At 35.2% G+C, this 16964-nt stretch carries 16 protein-coding genes, 2 tRNA genes and 1 rRNA gene; 16 read left to right on the top strand and 3 right to left on the bottom strand.

The genetic code is table 11. The features are described 5' to 3' along the window. Window positions 1-399 precede the first annotated feature (399 nt). From rrf to tsaD, 8 genes are all read left to right on the top strand, one after another. Window positions 400-515: ribosomal RNA gene (gene rrf, locus FS935_RS21575) — 5S ribosomal RNA — on the top strand. A gap of 40 nt (window positions 516-555) precedes the next feature. After that, window positions 556-632: transfer RNA gene (locus tag FS935_RS21570), tRNA-Met, on the top strand. A gap of 101 nt (window positions 633-733) precedes the next feature. After that, window positions 734-810 (top strand) — tRNA-Asp (locus tag FS935_RS21565). A 305-nt stretch (window positions 811-1115) separates the two neighbouring features. Continuing rightward, window positions 1116-2102, top strand: a complete 987-nt coding sequence (thiL, locus tag FS935_RS21560; protein WP_146950703.1) for a thiamine-phosphate kinase — start codon at window positions 1116-1118, stop codon at window positions 2100-2102. A gap of 11 nt (window positions 2103-2113) precedes the next feature. Then, complete coding sequence (gene tsaE, locus FS935_RS21555; RefSeq protein WP_146950702.1) at window positions 2114-2587, top strand: tRNA (adenosine(37)-N6)-threonylcarbamoyltransferase complex ATPase subunit type 1 TsaE; 474 nt, start codon at window positions 2114-2116, stop codon at window positions 2585-2587. Continuing rightward, complete coding sequence (gene tsaB, locus FS935_RS21550) at window positions 2568-3257, top strand: tRNA (adenosine(37)-N6)-threonylcarbamoyltransferase complex dimerization subunit type 1 TsaB (RefSeq protein WP_146950701.1); 690 nt, start codon at window positions 2568-2570, stop codon at window positions 3255-3257. The genes tsaE and tsaB overlap by 20 nt, the downstream gene beginning before the upstream one ends. 13 nt (window positions 3258-3270) lie before the next feature. Then, entirely contained in the window at window positions 3271-3723 is a 453-nt protein-coding gene (gene rimI / locus FS935_RS21545; protein ID WP_146950707.1) for a ribosomal protein S18-alanine N-acetyltransferase, read from the top strand. Next, the gene (gene tsaD / locus FS935_RS21540) at window positions 3720-4742 is read left to right on the top strand and encodes a tRNA (adenosine(37)-N6)-threonylcarbamoyltransferase complex transferase subunit TsaD (RefSeq protein WP_146950700.1); all 1023 of its coding nucleotides are present in this window, start codon (window positions 3720-3722) and stop codon (window positions 4740-4742) included. Before rimI ends, tsaD begins: the two co-directional genes overlap by 4 nt. Before the next feature lie 457 nt (window positions 4743-5199). Here the strand turns inward: tsaD and FS935_RS21535 are convergent, their stop codons facing one another. Then, window positions 5200-7137, bottom strand: coding sequence for an ABC-F family ATP-binding cassette domain-containing protein (locus tag FS935_RS21535; protein WP_146950699.1), 1938 nt, complete (start codon window positions 7135-7137; stop codon window positions 5200-5202). Between the two features lie 219 nt (window positions 7138-7356). Here FS935_RS21535 and moaC point away from each other — a divergent pair, with 219 nt between their 5' ends. The 4 genes from moaC (at window position 7357) to tatC (ending at window position 9663) form a co-directional block, all read left to right on the top strand. Continuing rightward, the gene (gene moaC / locus FS935_RS21530; protein ID WP_146950698.1) at window positions 7357-7845 is read left to right on the top strand and encodes a cyclic pyranopterin monophosphate synthase MoaC; all 489 of its coding nucleotides are present in this window, start codon (window positions 7357-7359) and stop codon (window positions 7843-7845) included. Between the two features lie 147 nt (window positions 7846-7992). After that, window positions 7993-8637, top strand: a complete 645-nt coding sequence (locus FS935_RS21525; RefSeq protein WP_146950697.1) for a redox-sensing transcriptional repressor Rex — start codon at window positions 7993-7995, stop codon at window positions 8635-8637. A gap of 58 nt (window positions 8638-8695) precedes the next feature. Beyond that, on the top strand, window positions 8696-8896 hold the full coding sequence (locus FS935_RS21520; RefSeq protein ID WP_146950696.1) for a twin-arginine translocase TatA/TatE family subunit: 201 nt from the start codon (window positions 8696-8698) through the stop codon (window positions 8894-8896). A gap of 17 nt (window positions 8897-8913) precedes the next feature. Then, window positions 8914-9663 carry a twin-arginine translocase subunit TatC gene (tatC, locus tag FS935_RS21515; RefSeq protein WP_146950695.1) on the top strand — a complete coding sequence of 250 codons (750 nt, stop codon included), beginning with the start codon at window positions 8914-8916 and terminating at the stop codon, window positions 9661-9663. 14 nt (window positions 9664-9677) lie between these two features. Here tatC and FS935_RS21510 read toward each other — a convergent pair whose 3' ends face one another. Beyond that, entirely contained in the window at window positions 9678-9884 is a 207-nt protein-coding gene (locus FS935_RS21510) for a YdiK family protein (protein ID WP_146950694.1), read from the bottom strand. Continuing rightward, window positions 9884-10624, bottom strand: a complete 741-nt coding sequence (locus tag FS935_RS21505; RefSeq protein ID WP_146950693.1) for a CPBP family intramembrane glutamic endopeptidase — start codon at window positions 10622-10624, stop codon at window positions 9884-9886. The genes FS935_RS21510 and FS935_RS21505 overlap by 1 nt, the downstream gene beginning before the upstream one ends. Window positions 10625-11080: 456 nt before the next feature. Here FS935_RS21505 and groES point away from each other — a divergent pair, with 456 nt between their 5' ends. The 4 genes from groES to FS935_RS24315 all read left to right on the top strand — a co-directional run bounded on the left by groES (window position 11081) and on the right by FS935_RS24315 (window position 16693). Then, complete coding sequence (gene groES, locus FS935_RS21500; RefSeq protein WP_146950692.1) at window positions 11081-11365, top strand: co-chaperone GroES; 285 nt, start codon at window positions 11081-11083, stop codon at window positions 11363-11365. Window positions 11366-11424: 59 nt separating this feature from the next. Beyond that, a complete protein-coding gene (groL, locus tag FS935_RS21495) occupies window positions 11425-13062 on the top strand; it encodes a chaperonin GroEL (protein ID WP_146950691.1) in 1638 nt (545 codons plus the stop codon). 323 nt (window positions 13063-13385) lie between these two features. Continuing rightward, the gene (locus FS935_RS21490; RefSeq protein WP_146950690.1) at window positions 13386-13727 is read left to right on the top strand and encodes a hypothetical protein; all 342 of its coding nucleotides are present in this window, start codon (window positions 13386-13388) and stop codon (window positions 13725-13727) included. Window positions 13728-14170: 443 nt separating this feature from the next. Beyond that, on the top strand, window positions 14171-16693 hold the full coding sequence (locus tag FS935_RS24315; RefSeq protein ID WP_275669638.1) for a phosphatase PAP2 family protein: 2523 nt from the start codon (window positions 14171-14173) through the stop codon (window positions 16691-16693). Window positions 16694-16964 lie beyond the last annotated feature (271 nt).

Here is a 16964-nt window from a genome sequence, read left to right as displayed (position 1 = left end):
GGTGGAAGCGCGGTGACGTGTGGAGCTGACAGATACTAATCGATCGAGGACTTAACCTAAATAGAAAAGCGTAAGAAGCCCGTTAAATCCATAGGGAATTGGAGCGATCGAGAAGAAGTCGTCCTTTGACTTCGTCCGAGAGAGTGAAATTACCGTAGGATTTGGCTTCTGGAGCTGGACAAATAAGCGAACGTTAGTGAATTGTATTGTATAATCGTTATCTAGTTTTGAAGGAATATATTATTCCTGAAGACTCTGTAAAGAGTAAGAGGGTTTCGAGGAACGAGCAGTTCAAGGAATCGATAGAGGAGACACCGGAGCGTACTTCAGTACGTGAGGATGTTTACGAAAATCGATGACGCAGAAATGTGAAGTTCATCGGAAGCCGTAAACCAATTATTTGGTGATGATGGCGAAGAGGTCACACCCGTTCCCATGCCGAACACGGAAGTTAAGCTCTTCAGCGCCGATGGTAGTTGGGGGTTTCCCCCTGTGAGAGTAGGACGTCGCCAAGTAATTATTAAGTTTTCACTTAATTTAATAATTTTTTATTATCGCGGGGTGGAGCAGTCTGGTAGCTCGTCGGGCTCATAACCCGAAGGTCGCAGGTTCAAATCCTGTCCCCGCAACCAAATTTTCTTGTGTGTAAGAATGCTTAAAGTAAATTATATATTCTTACTAAGCTCTTTAAGAAAAATGCAAGGAAGTTTATTTTCACTACGTGAAAAAAATTGGTCCGGTAGTTCAGTTGGTTAGAATGCCTGCCTGTCACGCAGGAGGTCGCGGGTTCGAGTCCCGTCCGGACCGCCATACATATTAAACAATTCGAAACATTGATGTTTCGTTTTTTTTATGCTCTTTTTTATTTTAACTGTATATAATAGAAACAATCTTTACCTATAGAAAGTCATCTATGATACGATAGAAAGAATAAAACTTGGATAAACTATAATTATTGGTTAAACTGAATAGAGATATTCCCTTAGGAAACAAATTCCTAAGGTTTTTTAATAACGCTATTATTGTTTAGTTACTATATTAACTTTGTGGCATTCTTAAAGAACCTTTAATACAAAAAGCATCATGACAAAATTAAATTTATATTGGAGAAACACATGGATGAATTTGATTTTATTAATAAGGTAAAACCTACACGAAATTTTAGCAAACAGGTGATGGTTGGTATTGGCGATGATGCTGCAGTTTACCAACCAACGAATTCTTACAACCAAGTGGTTTGTGTTGATACAATGGTAGAAGGTGTCCATTTTTTAAAGAATCTATCTTCACCACAAGATATTGGTTATAAAGCTCTTGCTGTAAATATAAGTGATATTGCTGCAATGGGAGCATTACCGTTATATTATCTTGTGTCTATCGCAATTCCATCAACATGGACTGAGGATGAGTTAATTCAGATCTATGAAGGAATGGAGGAGCTTTCTAGCACATATAAAATGGACTTAATCGGTGGTGATACCGTTTCTACGTCTGATAAATTGGTTATTACAGTAACTGTGATTGGTGAAGCTGAAAGTCATGTTCAAACACTAAGGAATAAAGCAGAAGATCGAGATATTGTTTTTGTGACTGGAACAATTGGTGATTCTTCAGCAGGGTTGTCTATTTTATTAGAAGAAATAGAAAATATTCACCCTACTATTCAAAACTATTTAGTGAATCGTCATAAAAGACCAATTGCTCAAGTTGAGGCAGGGCAAATCATTGCAGAACTAGAGCGAGCTTCTCTAAATGATATTAGTGATGGCTTAGCAAGTGAGCTAAATGAACTTGTTGAAGCAAGTAAGCTAGGTATGATCATTAACGAAGAACATATACCGGTAAGTAAGGAACTACGATCAATGCAAGATGTTTATGATATCAAAAAGTGGATTTTATATGGTGGAGAAGATTTCGAACTAGTTGGCACAACCTCTGAACGAGAATGGGATAAGTTAAAGCAAGCTTGCACGGACAGAAATATAACCATTACCAAAATCGGGGTTGTAACGAATCAACATCATAACGTTCTTTTAAAAAATAGAAATGGTCAAATGATACAATTAAAAAAGTCAGGGTATAACCATTTCAACAATAAGTAAGGTGAATAAAAGTGAAACAATATGAATTAATAACAAAGACAGCTGAAGAAACGTCCGCAATAGCAAGTAGTTTGGCTAACAAAGTAATGTCTGGTGATGTGATCACCTTAGAAGGTGATTTAGGTGCTGGCAAAACAACTTTTACAAAAGGACTAGCTAAGGGACTTGGTATACAGCGTAATGTTAATAGCCCTACTTTCACGATTATAAAAGAATATAAGGGTGGAAGGTTGCCATTATATCATATGGATGTATATCGTGTTGAAGATGAGGATGAAGATCTTGGCTTTGATGAGTATTTCCATGGAGATGGTATAACAGTTGTTGAATGGGCTCATTTAATAAAGGATCAGTTACCAATAGAACGTTTAGATATTAAAATCTATTATGAGGATGAAACAACAAGGAAAATTATTATGACTCCTTATGGTTCTCATTATGTAGATATATGTAAGGAGTTAAGCAATGAAAGCATTGGCAATTGATACAACCAATAATGTACTTGGAATCGCTTTGGTTGATGAAGATATAGTTATTGGTGAGTATATAACAAATTTAAAGAAAAATCATTCTGTTCGTGCTATGCCTGCTATCGAGAAATTATTACAGGATTGTGATATAGCACCGAATCAATTAGAAAAAATTATTATAGCAACTGGTCCAGGATCATATACTGGTGTTCGTATAGGTGTATCAATTGCTAAAACATTAGCTTGGTCTCTGAATATACCTATTATTGGTGTTTCTAGTTTAGAGATTTTAGCTGCTAACGGTAGATTTTTTAATGGTTTTATCTCACCACTGTTTGATGCAAGAAGAGGACAGGTATATACAGGTTTATATCAATATCATAATAATGAAGTTGTTTGTGTAGAAAGTGATCAAAATCTATTATTAACAGATTGGCTTAAAATGCTTAAAGAAAAGAATGAGCATGTTTTATTTGTTGGTAATGATGTGAGTCTTCATAAAGATTTAATTTCAACTGAATTAGGAGAAAAGGCTGTATTTGGACAAGTACCATTACATAATCCGCGACCAAGTGAGTTAGCATTTCTTGGTTTAATGAAAGACGCAACAGATGTTCATAGCCTTGTACCAAATTATATTCGTCTAGCAGAAGCTGAAGCAAAATGGCTAGAACAGCAAAAGTAAGATGGTGGCTAAAGTGGATCATAAACTTTCAATAAGAAAAATGATAAAAGAAGATATTGAACAAGTGTATCAAATCGAATTACTATCTTTTTCGGCTCCTTGGTCAAAGGAATCTTTGCTTTATGAATTAGAGCAAAATTTATTTGCCAAATATATAGTCGTTGAATCAGAGGGCAAGATTATTGGATATTGTGGTTTATGGGTGATCATGGAGGATGCACAAATTACAAATATTGCGGTTCATCCTGATTATCGGGGACTAAATATTGGAGAATCTCTCCTTAAATTTGCGGTACAGTTAAGTAAAGAAATGAAGGCGAAAAGGATAACTCTAGAAGTTCGTGTATCAAATCATGTTGCCCAGTCTCTTTATAAAAAAGTTGGCTTTGTTACTGGTGGTATAAGAAAAAGGTATTATACAGATAATCAAGAAGATGCTTTAATAATGTGGGTGAATTTAGAATGAGTGAAAAAGATCAGTATGTATTGGGTATTGAAACAAGCTGTGATGAAACGGCTGCAGCTATTATAAAAAATGGTCGGGAAATTGTAGCAAATGTTGTTGCATCTCAGATAGAAAGCCATAAACGCTTTGGTGGTGTTGTTCCTGAAATTGCTTCAAGACATCATGTAGAGCAACTAACTATTGTTTTTGAAGAAGCTATGCAAAACGCAGAGCTTAAGTTTGAAGATTTATCAGCAATTGCTGTTACAGAAGGACCAGGGCTAGTTGGAGCACTATTAACGGGTGTGAATGCAGCAAAGGCATTAGCTTTTGCACATAATATTCCGCTAGTTGGAGTGCATCACATTGCAGGTCATATATATGCAAACCGTTTGATAAAAGAGCTGGAATTTCCACTGCTTGCATTAGTCGTATCTGGTGGTCATACGGAGCTTGTTTATATGAAAGAACATGGTAGCTTTGAAGTAATAGGTGAAACATTAGATGATGCTGCAGGGGAAGCTTATGATAAGGTTGCCAGGACACTAGGTCTTCCTTATCCAGGTGGTCCTCATATCGATCGTTTAGCACATGAAGGAAATCCATCTATCGATTTACCACGAGCTTGGCTTGGAGAAGGTTCTTTTGATTTTAGTTTTAGTGGTCTAAAGTCAGCCGTTATTAACACGTTGCATAATGCAAAACAAAAGGATATTGAACTTGATCCTAAAGATGTTGCGGCTAGCTTTCAAGCAAGTGTTATTGATGTGTTAGTCACAAAAACTGGATATGCTGTGGATAAATATAAAGTAAAGCAGTTATTGGTTGCTGGAGGTGTAGCAGCAAATAAAGGTTTACGAGCAGCATTAGAAAAGGAATTTGCCACTAGAGAAGGATTAGAATTAATTATTCCACCTCTATCTCTTTGTACAGATAATGCAGCAATGATTGCAGCTGCAGGTAGTGTTTTATATGATAAGGGTGTCAGAAGTGATTTAGCGTTAAATGCAAATCCCGGCTTAGAATTAACATCTTATTAACAGCTTTCGACTTTTCGAAGGCTTTTTTTTGTGAAGAAAGTCGTGGTAGTTATAGTATGAAAACAATGTTACTAACAGGGGAAAAGGTCAACTATCTACAATTTTTTCAGAATAAATTTATGAAAATGAGGGTTATCCAGATTGCTAACAGACTTATCCACAGAATATACACGATAATTGTAGAAATGTGTAAAAGTTTAAAAAATGCTGTCATATCAATAAATTTTAGCCTGTGTATAAGTTGGTAAAAAATCTTAAAAACTGTGGACAATGTGTATAAGTCTGTTGATATGTTGGAAATAAAGGATTTCTTGTGTGGATAAAGAACTGTTGAAAAACCTGTTTTTGTGGAAACTTCACTTCTTAAATTGAGTTAATAAAAATATGTCGAAAAAATATGCTAAACCTTGGGGTCAGACCCCAATGATACAAAAAAACAGTGAGAAATTCTCACTGTTTAATGTAGCTGTTCCCACTCTGTCATTAATTCTTCTAATTTTGATTGCAGGAGCTCGGTTTCGGTATTTAATTTTTGTACTTCTTCGTGATTTTGATAGATTTCAGGATCACATAGTAAAGCTTCATTTTTTTCGATTTTTTCTTCGATTTCACTTATTTCATTTTCGATTTCTTCAATTCTACGTTGCTTTTGTCGTTCGAGCTTTTTTAATTCCTTTTCTTGTTGATAATTTAATTTGCCTTCTGGTTGGGTAACATCTGCTTTCTTATTAGAAGATCCTTCACGAGTTACTTGTTCTAAACGTTCATGCTCTAACAGTTCTTCTTGTTTTGTTAAATAATAATCATAATCACCGAGATATTCTGTTAGCTGATGCTTAGATAGCTCAAATACCTTTGTGGCAATTCTATTAATAAAATATCTATCATGTGAAACAAAAAGAATGGTCCCAGGATAATCTATTAGTGCATTTTCTAAAATTTCTTTACTATCTAAATCCAAATGGTTCGTTGGTTCGTCAAGTATAAGAAAATTTGCGTTTTGTAGCATTAATTTGGATAAAGCAAGTCGAGCTTTTTCTCCTCCACTTAAGGTTGAAACAGGCTTTAATACATCGTCTCCAGAAAACAGAAAGTTACCAAGAATTGTACGGATTTCTTTTTCTGTTTTGTTAGGATAATCGTCCCATAGCTCGTCCACAACTCGTTTATTAGAAGTGAGATCTGCTTGTTGCTGGTCATAGTAGCCAATTTGGACATTAGATCCTAAAGCAAATGATCCTGTTAAGGAATCTAGCTTTGATACAACAGATTTTAATAAAGTAGATTTTCCAATACCATTAGGTCCAACTAGAGCAATGCTATCACCACGAGAAATAGAGAAGGAGATATCAGAAATAACTGGTGTGGCACCGTCATACGATACAGAGATATTTTCTGCTTTTAATACATCATTTCCACTTTGTCTTTCAATATCAAATTGAATATTAGCTGATTTTTCATCTCCGAGTGGTTTGTGCATTAAATCCATTTTCTCTAATTTCTTACGCCTGCTTTGAGCAAGCTTAGTTGTTGATGCACGTGCTAAATTTCGTTGAATAAAATCCTTTAGCTTGGCGACTTCCTCCTGCTGCTTATCATATGACTTCATTTCTTTTTCATAGTTTTCAGCTTTATACTTTAAGTAACTACTATAATTACCAGTGAATTTCGTACTAGTATGTCGACTAATTTCATAAACCTGTGAAACAATCTTATCTAAGAAATAACGGTCATGTGATACGATTAAGATGGCTCCAGAATAGTTTTGTAAATATTGCTCAAGCCATGTAAGAGTTTCAATATCTAGATGGTTTGTTGGTTCATCTAATATAAGAAGATGAGGACTTGTTAATAATAATTTCCCTAAAGCAAGTCTCGTTTTTTGGCCACCACTTAAGGAAGAGATTTTTGTGCTCGGATCAAAAGTACTAAAACCTAATCCGTGGAGAACCGAGCGGATATCTGCTTCATATTGATATCCACCTTTTTCTTTAAATTTCACCTGTAATCGATCATAATCCTTTAAAAGCTGCTCAAATTTCTGTGCGTCTTTATCAGGATCAACAGTAGCCATTTTTTGCTCGGCATTTCTCATTTCTGTTTCCATTGATTTTAAGTCTTTGAACACTGTATTCATTTCTTCCCAAATAGAAAGTGTTGATTCTAATCCAGTGTCTTGTGCAAGGTAGCCGATTGTAGCATCCTTTGGTTTAATCATTTCACCAGAATCGTAGGCGATCTGACCTGCTATTATTTTTAAAAGGGTAGATTTCCCTGCTCCATTACGACCAACAAGGGCAATTTTATCTCTTGTTTGTACTTCTAGCTTAATATTCGTTAAAATAGGATCAGCACCGAAAAATTTACTAAGTTGATTTATTTGTAGTAATATCATATATTTCACCTCTACTAATGCTTTAAGTGTAGCTTAATAACTGCTTATGGGCAACAAAGACACTATTTAAGATGGTGAATTTTGTATGGTAGATTGTATGATTTTTTACTTGATTTCATTGAATAGTAGCGAGTTACGGCTATTCAAATAATTGTCACAATAACAAAACAGACAGATGGTATAAAATAGTGTATAGTCTAGATATAAGGGGACTTGTGTATGTCAGAATTTACCCATTTTAATGATCAAGGCAGAGCGAAAATGGTTGATATCTCTGCTAAGGAAACAACTGTTAGAACGGCACTTGCTAAATCAAGTGTTGAATTAACAAAAGAAGTATATGATAAAATCACCAACCATGAAATTGGTAAAGGTGATGTTCTCTCTGTTGCTCAAGTAGCCGGCATTATGGCTGCAAAACAGACGGCTAATGTTATTCCAATGTGTCATCCTATTCCGATAAAAGGTGTAGACATAGACTTTGATTGGGAGATAGGTGAAAACAAATACGTTTTATTAATATCAGCAACTGTTAAAACAAAAGGCAGTACAGGTGTTGAAATGGAAGCGTTAACCTCTGCAAGCATTGCTGCACTTACTGTTTATGATATGTGTAAGGCTGTTGATAAAGGAATGGTTATTGGTCCAACATACTTAGTAGAAAAAACAGGCGGTAAAAGTGGAGATTTTCACAGAGAAGAAAGCTAAAAATAATAAAAACAACTTATAGATAAAAAGTCCGCCGTTCTTGGACATTTTTTATATGTCTATCTCTAAAGCACAGGACGTCGCTTATTTAAAAGTGAGAGCTTCTAAGTTTTCACTTTGCGTTTTGTATGAATGTGAGGGATAAAAGTGAATATTGAGCAATCAAAAATACCGCAGGCAACTGCTAAAAGATTACCGTTATATTATCGGTTTTTAAAGAATCTACATTCATCTGGCAAACAACGTGTTTCATCAGCTGAATTAAGTGATGCTGTAAAAGTAGATTCCGCGACAATTCGTAGAGATTTCTCATACTTTGGAGCACTAGGAAAAAAAGGGTATGGTTATAATGTGAATTATTTGTTATCCTTTTTTAGAAAAACATTAGATCAAGACGAAGTGACAAAAGTCTGCTTGATTGGTGTTGGTAATTTAGGGACAGCCTTTTTACATTATAATTTTACGAAAAATAACAATACGGTTATTTCTATCGCCTATGATGTTGATAAAGATAAAATTGGAACAGAAATTGGTGGTGTTCCGGTTTTCGATTTAGATCATTTAGAGGAGACCTTTGCTGATGATGTAACAGTGGCTATATTAACTGTTCCGGCACCAGTTGCCCAGTCTATTACTGACAGGCTTATAGCAAAAGGAATTAAAGGTATATTGAACTTTACTCCAGCAAGATTAAATGTTCCTGATGAAATTAGAATTCATCACATTGACTTAGCTGTAGAGCTTCAGTCATTAGTTTACTTTTTAAAGCATTATCCTAATGAAGAAAAATAAATAGTACTAAAATAGAAGAGTTTCGTCTTTTAAAGCCCAAATAAGGAGGTGGATGTCGATGCCAACAGTAGGAATCGGTAGTCTATTATTAATCGTGTTTGTAGCATTACTAATTTTTGGACCAAAGAAATTACCTGAGTTAGGTAAAGCTGCAGGAAATACGTTACGTGAATTTAAAAATGCAACTAAAGGTTTAGCAGATGATGAAGATGATGATCAAGATGCTAAAAAGAAAGAAACAAGGGAAGAAGTCAAGTAAGATAGGATGAATCCGATATGACACAAAATGAAATGTCGGTCATTGATCATATAACAGAGCTAAGAAAACGACTCGTTATTGTTGTCGTTTTCTTTTTCTTAGCTGTTATTGCAGGTTTTTTACTTTCAAGGCCGATTATAATTTATTTACAGCATACAGAAGAAGCAAAATCTTTAACATTAAATGCTTTTAATTTAACAGATCCATTGATGGTGTATATGAAATTCGCTTTTATTATCGCATTTGTTATTACATCACCAATTATTTTGTATCAGTTTTGGTCTTTTGTTAGCCCTGGCTTATATGAAAAAGAAAGAAAAGTAACGCTAAGCTATATACCAATTTCTCTATTATTATTTTTGATGGGTATTTCTTTCTCTTATTTTATTCTTTTTCCATTTGTTGTTGAATTTATGGAAAGAATCTCTAATGATCTTGATATTAACCAAGTAATAGGGATTAACGAATATTTCACCTTTTTATTACAATTAACGATGCCATTCGGAATTTTATTTCAACTACCGGTCGTTATCATGTTTCTAACGCGTTTAGGGATTGTAACACCGATGTTTTTAACAAAAGTAAGAAAGTATGCTTACTTTGTTTTACTAGTTATTGCAGCCCTGATTACGCCACCTGAGATAACGTCACATCTTATGGTGTCCATTCCATTGTTTATCCTTTATGAAATTAGCATATGGATTTCGCGAATATCATATAGAAATGCACAGAAGCTTCGTTTTAAAGAAGAAAATGCAAAAAAATGAGACTGAAAATAGTCTCATTTTTTGTCGTTGCTTTTCTTTTTTAATTTCTTTGATAAAGAAAACATCCTTATGGCAACACCGATGTCAAAAGTAGCGATCAGCATAAGGAGTATAGTTGGGAAGGTGAAAAGTCCTTCTGCAGCACTATTTATAGCTAAATAAGTAAATAATATTCCCATGATTAAGTAAAAAATCCCCATGGAAATTGGGTTGGCTCTCATCATAATAATCCTCCAATAATCACTTGCAGTTGCTGCTCTAATCTCATTTCTTCTAACATTTTCATCATTTCTTCAATATCTTCTCTAAAAACCGTTTGGACAATAACAACCATTGTATTCATTGCAACATGAGCAAAAATAGGTACAAGGATTCTTTGTGTTTTTACATAAAGAAAGGCAAATGTAAAGCCCATTGATGCATATAACAATAGATGCTGTGGCTCACCATGGAATATTGAGAAGATTAATGAACTAATAATCGCTGCTATGAAGAAGTTTGTTTTCTTATATAATACTCCGAAAAGGATTTTTCTAAAGACGATTTCTTCTAATATTGGACCAATTATCGAAGTTACGAGAATAACTAGTGGTGAAACTTCAATAACTCGCATAATCATTTGGGTATTTTCAGAGCCAGGCTCAACACCGAAAAGATTAATTTCGATATTAGCAGCAAGAGATTGAGCAAAAATAGCTAAAAAGAAACCAATTATAGCCCAGACAACTGAAACACTAACAGAAGCTGGTTCTCCTCTAAAGTCACTTTCGAGGGCACGTTCTTTTCTTAAAAGAAACAGAATAATAAGAAATGCTAGTGTAAAGCTTAAGATCGTCCAATAAGCGAATCTTTCTACATTTGTTTCTCCTATATTGAGTAAAGAAAACAATCTAATTCCAACAATAGCAGAGAGCTGTAATAGCATATATGTAAGTAGAATCAGCCAATAATGTTTTTTCATATAAGCCTCCTTTATAGTAAGAAACGATAATATGTGATCAAACGTTATTCTAAGAACAACAAATTTTATTGTAACATAACTATTATTAGTTCTATGTATGATAAGGCTGTTTTAGTAAAGTTTGTTGATTCCAAAAATTTGTTACTGGATTTTCTCCCAGATTACATCACTGTTCGACTACATAATTGGCTATACTTTTTCAATAAAAGAACCAATTAAAAGATTTAAAAAAGAAAACAAGTTTAAAAATGAAATGTTTAACTAGAATAGAAAGAGAAGATGTAACATACTCTAAAAAGTCGAAGTGAGAAATATAAAAAAATATTAAAAAACTGAACTTCAGACTTGAAATTAAAAGAGAACTTATATAATATATAAATTGTGTTAGCACTCAATGACGTTGAGTGCTAATAAGGAAAAATTATCTATTTAAAGAATTTGAGGAGGTTGTTTCACTTGTTAAAGCCATTAGGTGATCGCGTTATTATCGAGTTAGTTGAATCAGAAGAAAAAACTGCTAGTGGTATCGTCCTTCCTGATAGTGCGAAAGAGAAGCCACAAGAAGGTAAGGTAGTAGCTGTTGGTACAGGCCGAGTTTTAGACAGTGGTGAAAAAGTAGCACTTGAAGTAGTAGAAGGCGATCGTATCATCTTCTCAAAATATGCTGGTACTGAAGTAAAGTATGAAGGTACTGAATACTTAATTTTACGTGAAAACGACATTTTAGCTGTTATCGGATAAGGTTGCAGCACACATATCATAGAATACTTTTTTAAAAACTTTGAGGAGGTTTTGTAAAAATGGCTAAAGATATTAAATTTAGTGAAGATGCTCGTCGTTCAATGCTTCGTGGTGTTGACGCATTAGCTGATGCTGTAAAAGTTACATTAGGACCAAAAGGACGTAACGTTGTTCTTGAAAAGAAATACGGTTCTCCACTTATTACAAATGATGGTGTAACAATTGCTAAAGAAATCGAATTAGAAGATGCTTTTGAAAACATGGGTGCTAAACTTGTTGCAGAAGTAGCTAGCAAAACAAACGATGTTGCTGGTGACGGAACAACAACTGCAACTGTATTAGCTCAAGCAATGATCCGCGAAGGATTAAAGAACGTAACAGCTGGTGCTAACCCAATGGTTCTTCGTAAAGGAATCGAAAAAGCGGTAACTGTTGCACTTGAAGAGTTACAAGCAATTTCAAAACCAATCGAAGGCAAAGAATCTATTGCACAAGTTGCAGCGATTTCTGCAGCTGATGATGAAGTAGGTCAATTGATCGCTGAAGCAATGGAGCGCGTTGGTAACGACGGTGTTATCACAATTGAAGAATCTAAAGGTTTCTCTACTGAGCTAGAAGTAGTAGAAGGTATGCAATTTGACCGTGGTTATGCATCTCCATATATGGTAACTGATTCTGACAAAATGGAAGCAGTTCTTGAAAATCCATATGTATTAATCACTGACAAAAAAATCACAAACATTCAAGAAATCTTACCAGTACTTGAGCAAGTTGTTCAACAAGGTAAGCCACTATTATTAATTGCTGAAGATGTTGAAGGCGAAGCGTTAGCAACATTAGTTGTAAACAAACTTCGTGGAACATTCAATGCAGTAGCTGTTAAAGCACCTGGTTTCGGTGACCGTCGTAAAGCAATGCTTGAAGACATCGCTATCTTAACTGGTGGTGAAGTAATCACTGAAGAGCTTGGTTTAGATCTTAAATCAGCTAACATAGATCAATTAGGTCGCGCTTCTAAAATTGTTGTAACAAAAGAAAACACAACAATCGTAGAAGGTGCTGGTCAAGCTGATCAAATCGCTGGTCGTGTAAATCAAATCCGTACTCAATTAGAAGAAACAACTTCTGAGTTCGATAAAGAAAAATTACAAGAGCGTTTAGCGAAATTAGCAGGTGGAGTAGCAGTAATCAAAGTTGGTGCTGCAACTGAAACTGAACTAAAAGAACGCAAACTACGTATCGAAGATGCACTTAACTCTACACGTGCTGCTGTAGAAGAAGGTATCGTTTCTGGTGGTGGTACTGCTCTAGTAAACGTATATAACAAAGTAGGCGCACTACAAGAAGAAGGAGATACTCAAACAGGTATCAACATCATCTTGCGTGCTCTTGAAGAGCCAGTTCGTCAAATCGCACACAACGCAGGCCTTGAAGGATCTGTTATCGTTGAGCGCCTGAAAAAAGAAGAAGTTGGCATTGGTTTCAATGCAGCTAACGGACAATGGGTAAACATGTTCGAAGCTGGTATCGTTGACCCAACAAAAGTAACTCGTTCTGCACTTCAAAACGCAGCATCTGTTGCAGCTATGTTCTTAACAACTGAAGCTGTAATCGCTGATAAGCCAGAAGAAGGCGGCGGCGGCATGCCTGATATGGGCGGCATGGGCGGAATGGGTGGAATGGGCGGCATGATGTAATCTGCCCGCTAAATTCCTAGTGATTTGCTAACAAAATGATAACCTAATAATAATATTAAAAGAGGCTTTTCTTTAGTTCTGTGAACTTTTGAGAGGCCTCTTTTTTCATTCGAGATGAAGTAGTGATACAATTTTTTATTGTGATCGACCTTCTGATACCAAATCGTTAAGGATTTAATGAAAGTTTCATTTAAAACTACTTAATTGCACAAAATAGTTCAAACATGCAATAGTGGAAGGTACACGAATTTGGAGTCGGTCTTGGTGGGAAAATTGAGTGTTGTGATAGAGAGAATTGATCAGATGGAGAAAGGTGCGATAATTTGAGATATAAATATTCAATCATTGAGGATCCTAAGAGTGAATATAAGAAGATTAAGCTACCAGATGAGCTAGCAGTTATTGAGTATCTTCTAAATGATCTGGAATCTTTTAGAGAAGCAATATTTCTAGAGAATATAGAAAATGTGTTACTAGGAAAATCAACTTCCGAATCAACAGGTGGTAACATTTGTACCCTTGAAATAAATAAAGAATATACAAAAGTGATAAATGATTATGTTCTAGAAGATGGACCTACTTCATGTATGATTAAGACTGAAGATTTAAAAAGTATTATTGAAATTTGGGTAATGGAAAACAAAGATGTCTTAAATAATAATTAGTCTTGAGGGATATGAATAGCAAAGCGGTGTTCAAAATCATCTGAAACGTTGATTTACCAACTATTTTCACTTAATATTAACAATATTACACTCTCGCAGCTTACAGGTGGCATGATGTAATCATGCCCTCAAACCCTCGATATAAGGAAATTAAAGGATTTTGCTAACAAAAAGCTAACATAATGTTTAAATCTGAGACTTCTCATTTAGTTTTATAACTTTTGAGAAGTCTTTTTCTTGTGCTTAAGTGATAAGAACCATAATTTATAGCATTCAGTGATAACATATCGAAATCAAAAATTTTGCTAATTTTCGTAATAATTCTCTTCCTCTTTACATAAATTTCACTAAATTTCAACAGTTTTCCTACATTAATTTAACAAACATACCTTAAAGTGGAATTTGCAGTTTGAAATTATAATAGAAAAGGAGAAATGACAGGTATGAAATTCATAAAGAAAATATCGATACTAGTACTACTTGCAGTACTAACTATGAATTCTTTTGAGCTTTCAGTTTTGGCTGCTAGTCAAGATTCTGGTCAGGAGCATTCAAAGCCTTCAAAGCCACAAGGGACTACTGGAGAAATAAATACAAATCCTTCTGAAGCTGAGCAACTATTTTCAGCAGTGGATAATGGCGAAAATGCTAATGATTCGCACTTAAAGAATATAGCTGCGACTAATCCTTTTATTAGTATTTTAGATGGTTTTGATCAAGTCTGGTCTTTGAATCAACCAGATTGGAGAGACGGAACAGCGTTAACTGTACCAGGTGCAAATGGTAAGGTTGCTAAATACGGTGACGGACCTACCGTTTATTTTGATGGATATAAAAATGATAAGACAAAGGTAGTAGCAGATAAGAAAACATATGCTAACGAAGAAATTAGAGATTCAAAGACTTGGAGAGCTAATATTAAATATGTAGAAGACATTACTAAAAACAGAACGGATGAAGAGGCTTTAGCGGCCTATTATGATGATCAAAGAGATAAGATATACAGTATGATGGAAGCTTATGGACCTTTAGCGAACACCTATGTAGATATCGTTAAACCGATTACAAGTGTTGTCAGATCAAAAGAGGACATGAATGTAGTATTGGAAGAAGCGACTGTTGAGGATCAGAGTCAAGGAATGGGGAAATGGGAAGGGACTAAACTATCAGATGCGTTGGATTTAGTTCATTTAATTAGATTTAGAAATCCTTCTTCCTCAAATCCTTCGAAGTACTTTTTCTCATCTCCAAGACCTTACAGAATAAATTCAGATGGAGAAGTGAAAGAAGTTGTTGATGAGAATGGTTTACCTGTATGGGCGACAATTGGTAGTGGTGAAAGTAAAGTAGAAGAATTACCTTCAGGCGGCAAAAAAGAAACGGGAGAAAGACATTACCAACAATACGAAACGAATGTAAAAGTCATTCCTGCATTAGAATATGTAAAAAGAAAAGCGGAAGACGGGAGAGGTAAAGACGGAGCTTTTCCAAGTGGACATACAAGTGCAGCTTATTTGTCAACATTCGGATTTGCATACGCAACACCTGAAAGATTTGCTGAATTTTTAACTAGAGCAGCTCAAATGGGAGAAAATAGAATAGTGTCTGGTATGCACTCGCCACTTGATGTTATAGGAGCAAGAATACAATCAACTGCAATGACTGCCTACGCATACAACCTTACAGAAAACCAAGAGGTATTGGATAAGGCTTATAAAAATGCTGGAGAAGTATTCGGTGAATTGGCTGCATCAAAAGGAATGAGCTTGTACGAATATGCACATACAGTAACAGAGGATTATACGTTTGAAAGTGCATACGATGAACAAAAATGGGAAGATCATGAGGTAAATAAAGCATTCTATCGAGAAAAACTTACATACGGATTACCTCAAACAGGCATAAAAGGTTTAGACCCTGTAGTACCTAAAGGGGCTGAAGTTTTATTGGAAACTCGTCAGCCTTATTTAACTGATAAACAACGTAGAGAAGTATTGTATACGACAGAAATTGAATCAGGCTACCCTGTAATAGATGAATCAAATGGTTGGGGAAGAATTGATTTAGTAACAGCATCTGATGGATATGGTGCGTTTTTAAGCAATGTAACAGTGAACATGGATGCTTCAAAAGGAAGATTTAATGCCCATGATTGGTGGAGAAATGATATAACTGGCAGTGGTATGCTTACCAAGCAAGGGACAGGTACACTTACATTGACAGGAAGTAATAGTTATTCAGGGGGAACATTACTGCAAGGAGGAACGTTAGAAGCTACTTCTGCAACTGCTTTTGGTGAAGACGATCTTTATGTAGAGAATGGTACAGTTTTAGTTAATGTAGAAGAACCTCTGAATTTAAATGGTAACTTAACAATGGAAGCTGGAAGCCTAGATATTGCAATGGATAATGACCAAACTCAACTAAGTGTAGATGGACTAGTATACCTTGATGGTGGGGATCTGAATTTAGATCTTTCTAATTATGAAATAGACAAGGCTACGGATATTACTTTAATGACTGCTGACAAGGTGGAAGGTAAATTCGATAATGTAACTGCAGATGATTACGAGGTATCAGTCACTTATAACAATAATAGTGTTGTTGCACATATTAAAGCAATCGGTACTTCTGATCCAGTTTCACCAAATCCAGAAGATCCCGAAAGCCCTGTCAAACCGGAAAATCCTGTTGATCCCGAAAGCCCAATCGATCCAGAAGATCCCGAAAAACCTGTTAACCCGGAGGATTCTGAAGATCGAGAAAGCTCTGTCGACCCAAAAGATCCCGAGGACTCAGAAGCTCCAAAGAAACAAACCAGTGTTGACTTAATGCAACAGTCTGTAACGGATGACGGACAAAAACTACCGGAAACTGCTACTACGCACTATCAGTACTTATTAGCAGGGTTTTTACTCTTCTTAAGTGGCATGTTCTTCCTCTTTATAAGAAAAAGAATAGCGTAATCGTTTAGGTAGAAAAATATATCAAAATATCAAACTTATTAGAAAACCAAATCTCAAATGATTTGGTTTCTTTTTTATTTTGTATCCGTGTTAATCATTACCATGCGAAATCACAGATCAATCTATTCCTTTGTTGATTGACGATACTTTTCCTTATACGGAACAACAGTCCTTTTTGTTAGTTCATCCTTTAACTTAATCTTTAACACATGCTAAATTCAATGGCTGTAGCGATAAAAACTATTTAGCTATCTTTATAGCGTTACGGAGA

Source organism: Metabacillus litoralis (assembly GCF_007994985.1).
Lineage (GTDB): Bacteria > Bacillota > Bacilli > Bacillales > Bacillaceae > Metabacillus > Metabacillus litoralis.
This window is presented reverse-complemented; position numbering and strand designations above follow the sequence as displayed.

What these genes read in the sequence shown, in the direction of transcription:
- FS935_RS21520 (WP_146950696.1), top strand. Translation starts at nt 8,696, where the DNA reads ATGCCAACAGTAGGAATCGGTAGTCTATTATTAATCGTGTTTGTAGCA.
- FS935_RS21535 (WP_146950699.1), bottom strand. Translation starts at nt 7,137, where the DNA reads ATGATATTACTACAAATAAATCAACTTAGTAAATTTTTCGGTGCTGAT.
- tsaB (WP_146950701.1), top strand. Translation starts at nt 2,568, where the DNA reads ATGAAAGCATTGGCAATTGATACAACCAATAATGTACTTGGAATCGCT.
- moaC (WP_146950698.1), top strand. Translation starts at nt 7,357, where the DNA reads ATGTCAGAATTTACCCATTTTAATGATCAAGGCAGAGCGAAAATGGTT.
- groL (WP_146950691.1), top strand. Translation starts at nt 11,425, where the DNA reads ATGGCTAAAGATATTAAATTTAGTGAAGATGCTCGTCGTTCAATGCTT.
- FS935_RS21510 (WP_146950694.1), bottom strand. Translation starts at nt 9,884, where the DNA reads ATGAGAGCCAACCCAATTTCCATGGGGATTTTTTACTTAATCATGGGA.
- FS935_RS21505 (WP_146950693.1), bottom strand. Translation starts at nt 10,624, where the DNA reads ATGAAAAAACATTATTGGCTGATTCTACTTACATATATGCTATTACAG.
- thiL (WP_146950703.1), top strand. Translation starts at nt 1,116, where the DNA reads ATGGATGAATTTGATTTTATTAATAAGGTAAAACCTACACGAAATTTT.
- FS935_RS24315 (WP_275669638.1), top strand. Translation starts at nt 14,171, where the DNA reads ATGAAATTCATAAAGAAAATATCGATACTAGTACTACTTGCAGTACTA.
- tsaD (WP_146950700.1), top strand. Translation starts at nt 3,720, where the DNA reads ATGAGTGAAAAAGATCAGTATGTATTGGGTATTGAAACAAGCTGTGAT.
- tatC (WP_146950695.1), top strand. Translation starts at nt 8,914, where the DNA reads ATGACACAAAATGAAATGTCGGTCATTGATCATATAACAGAGCTAAGA.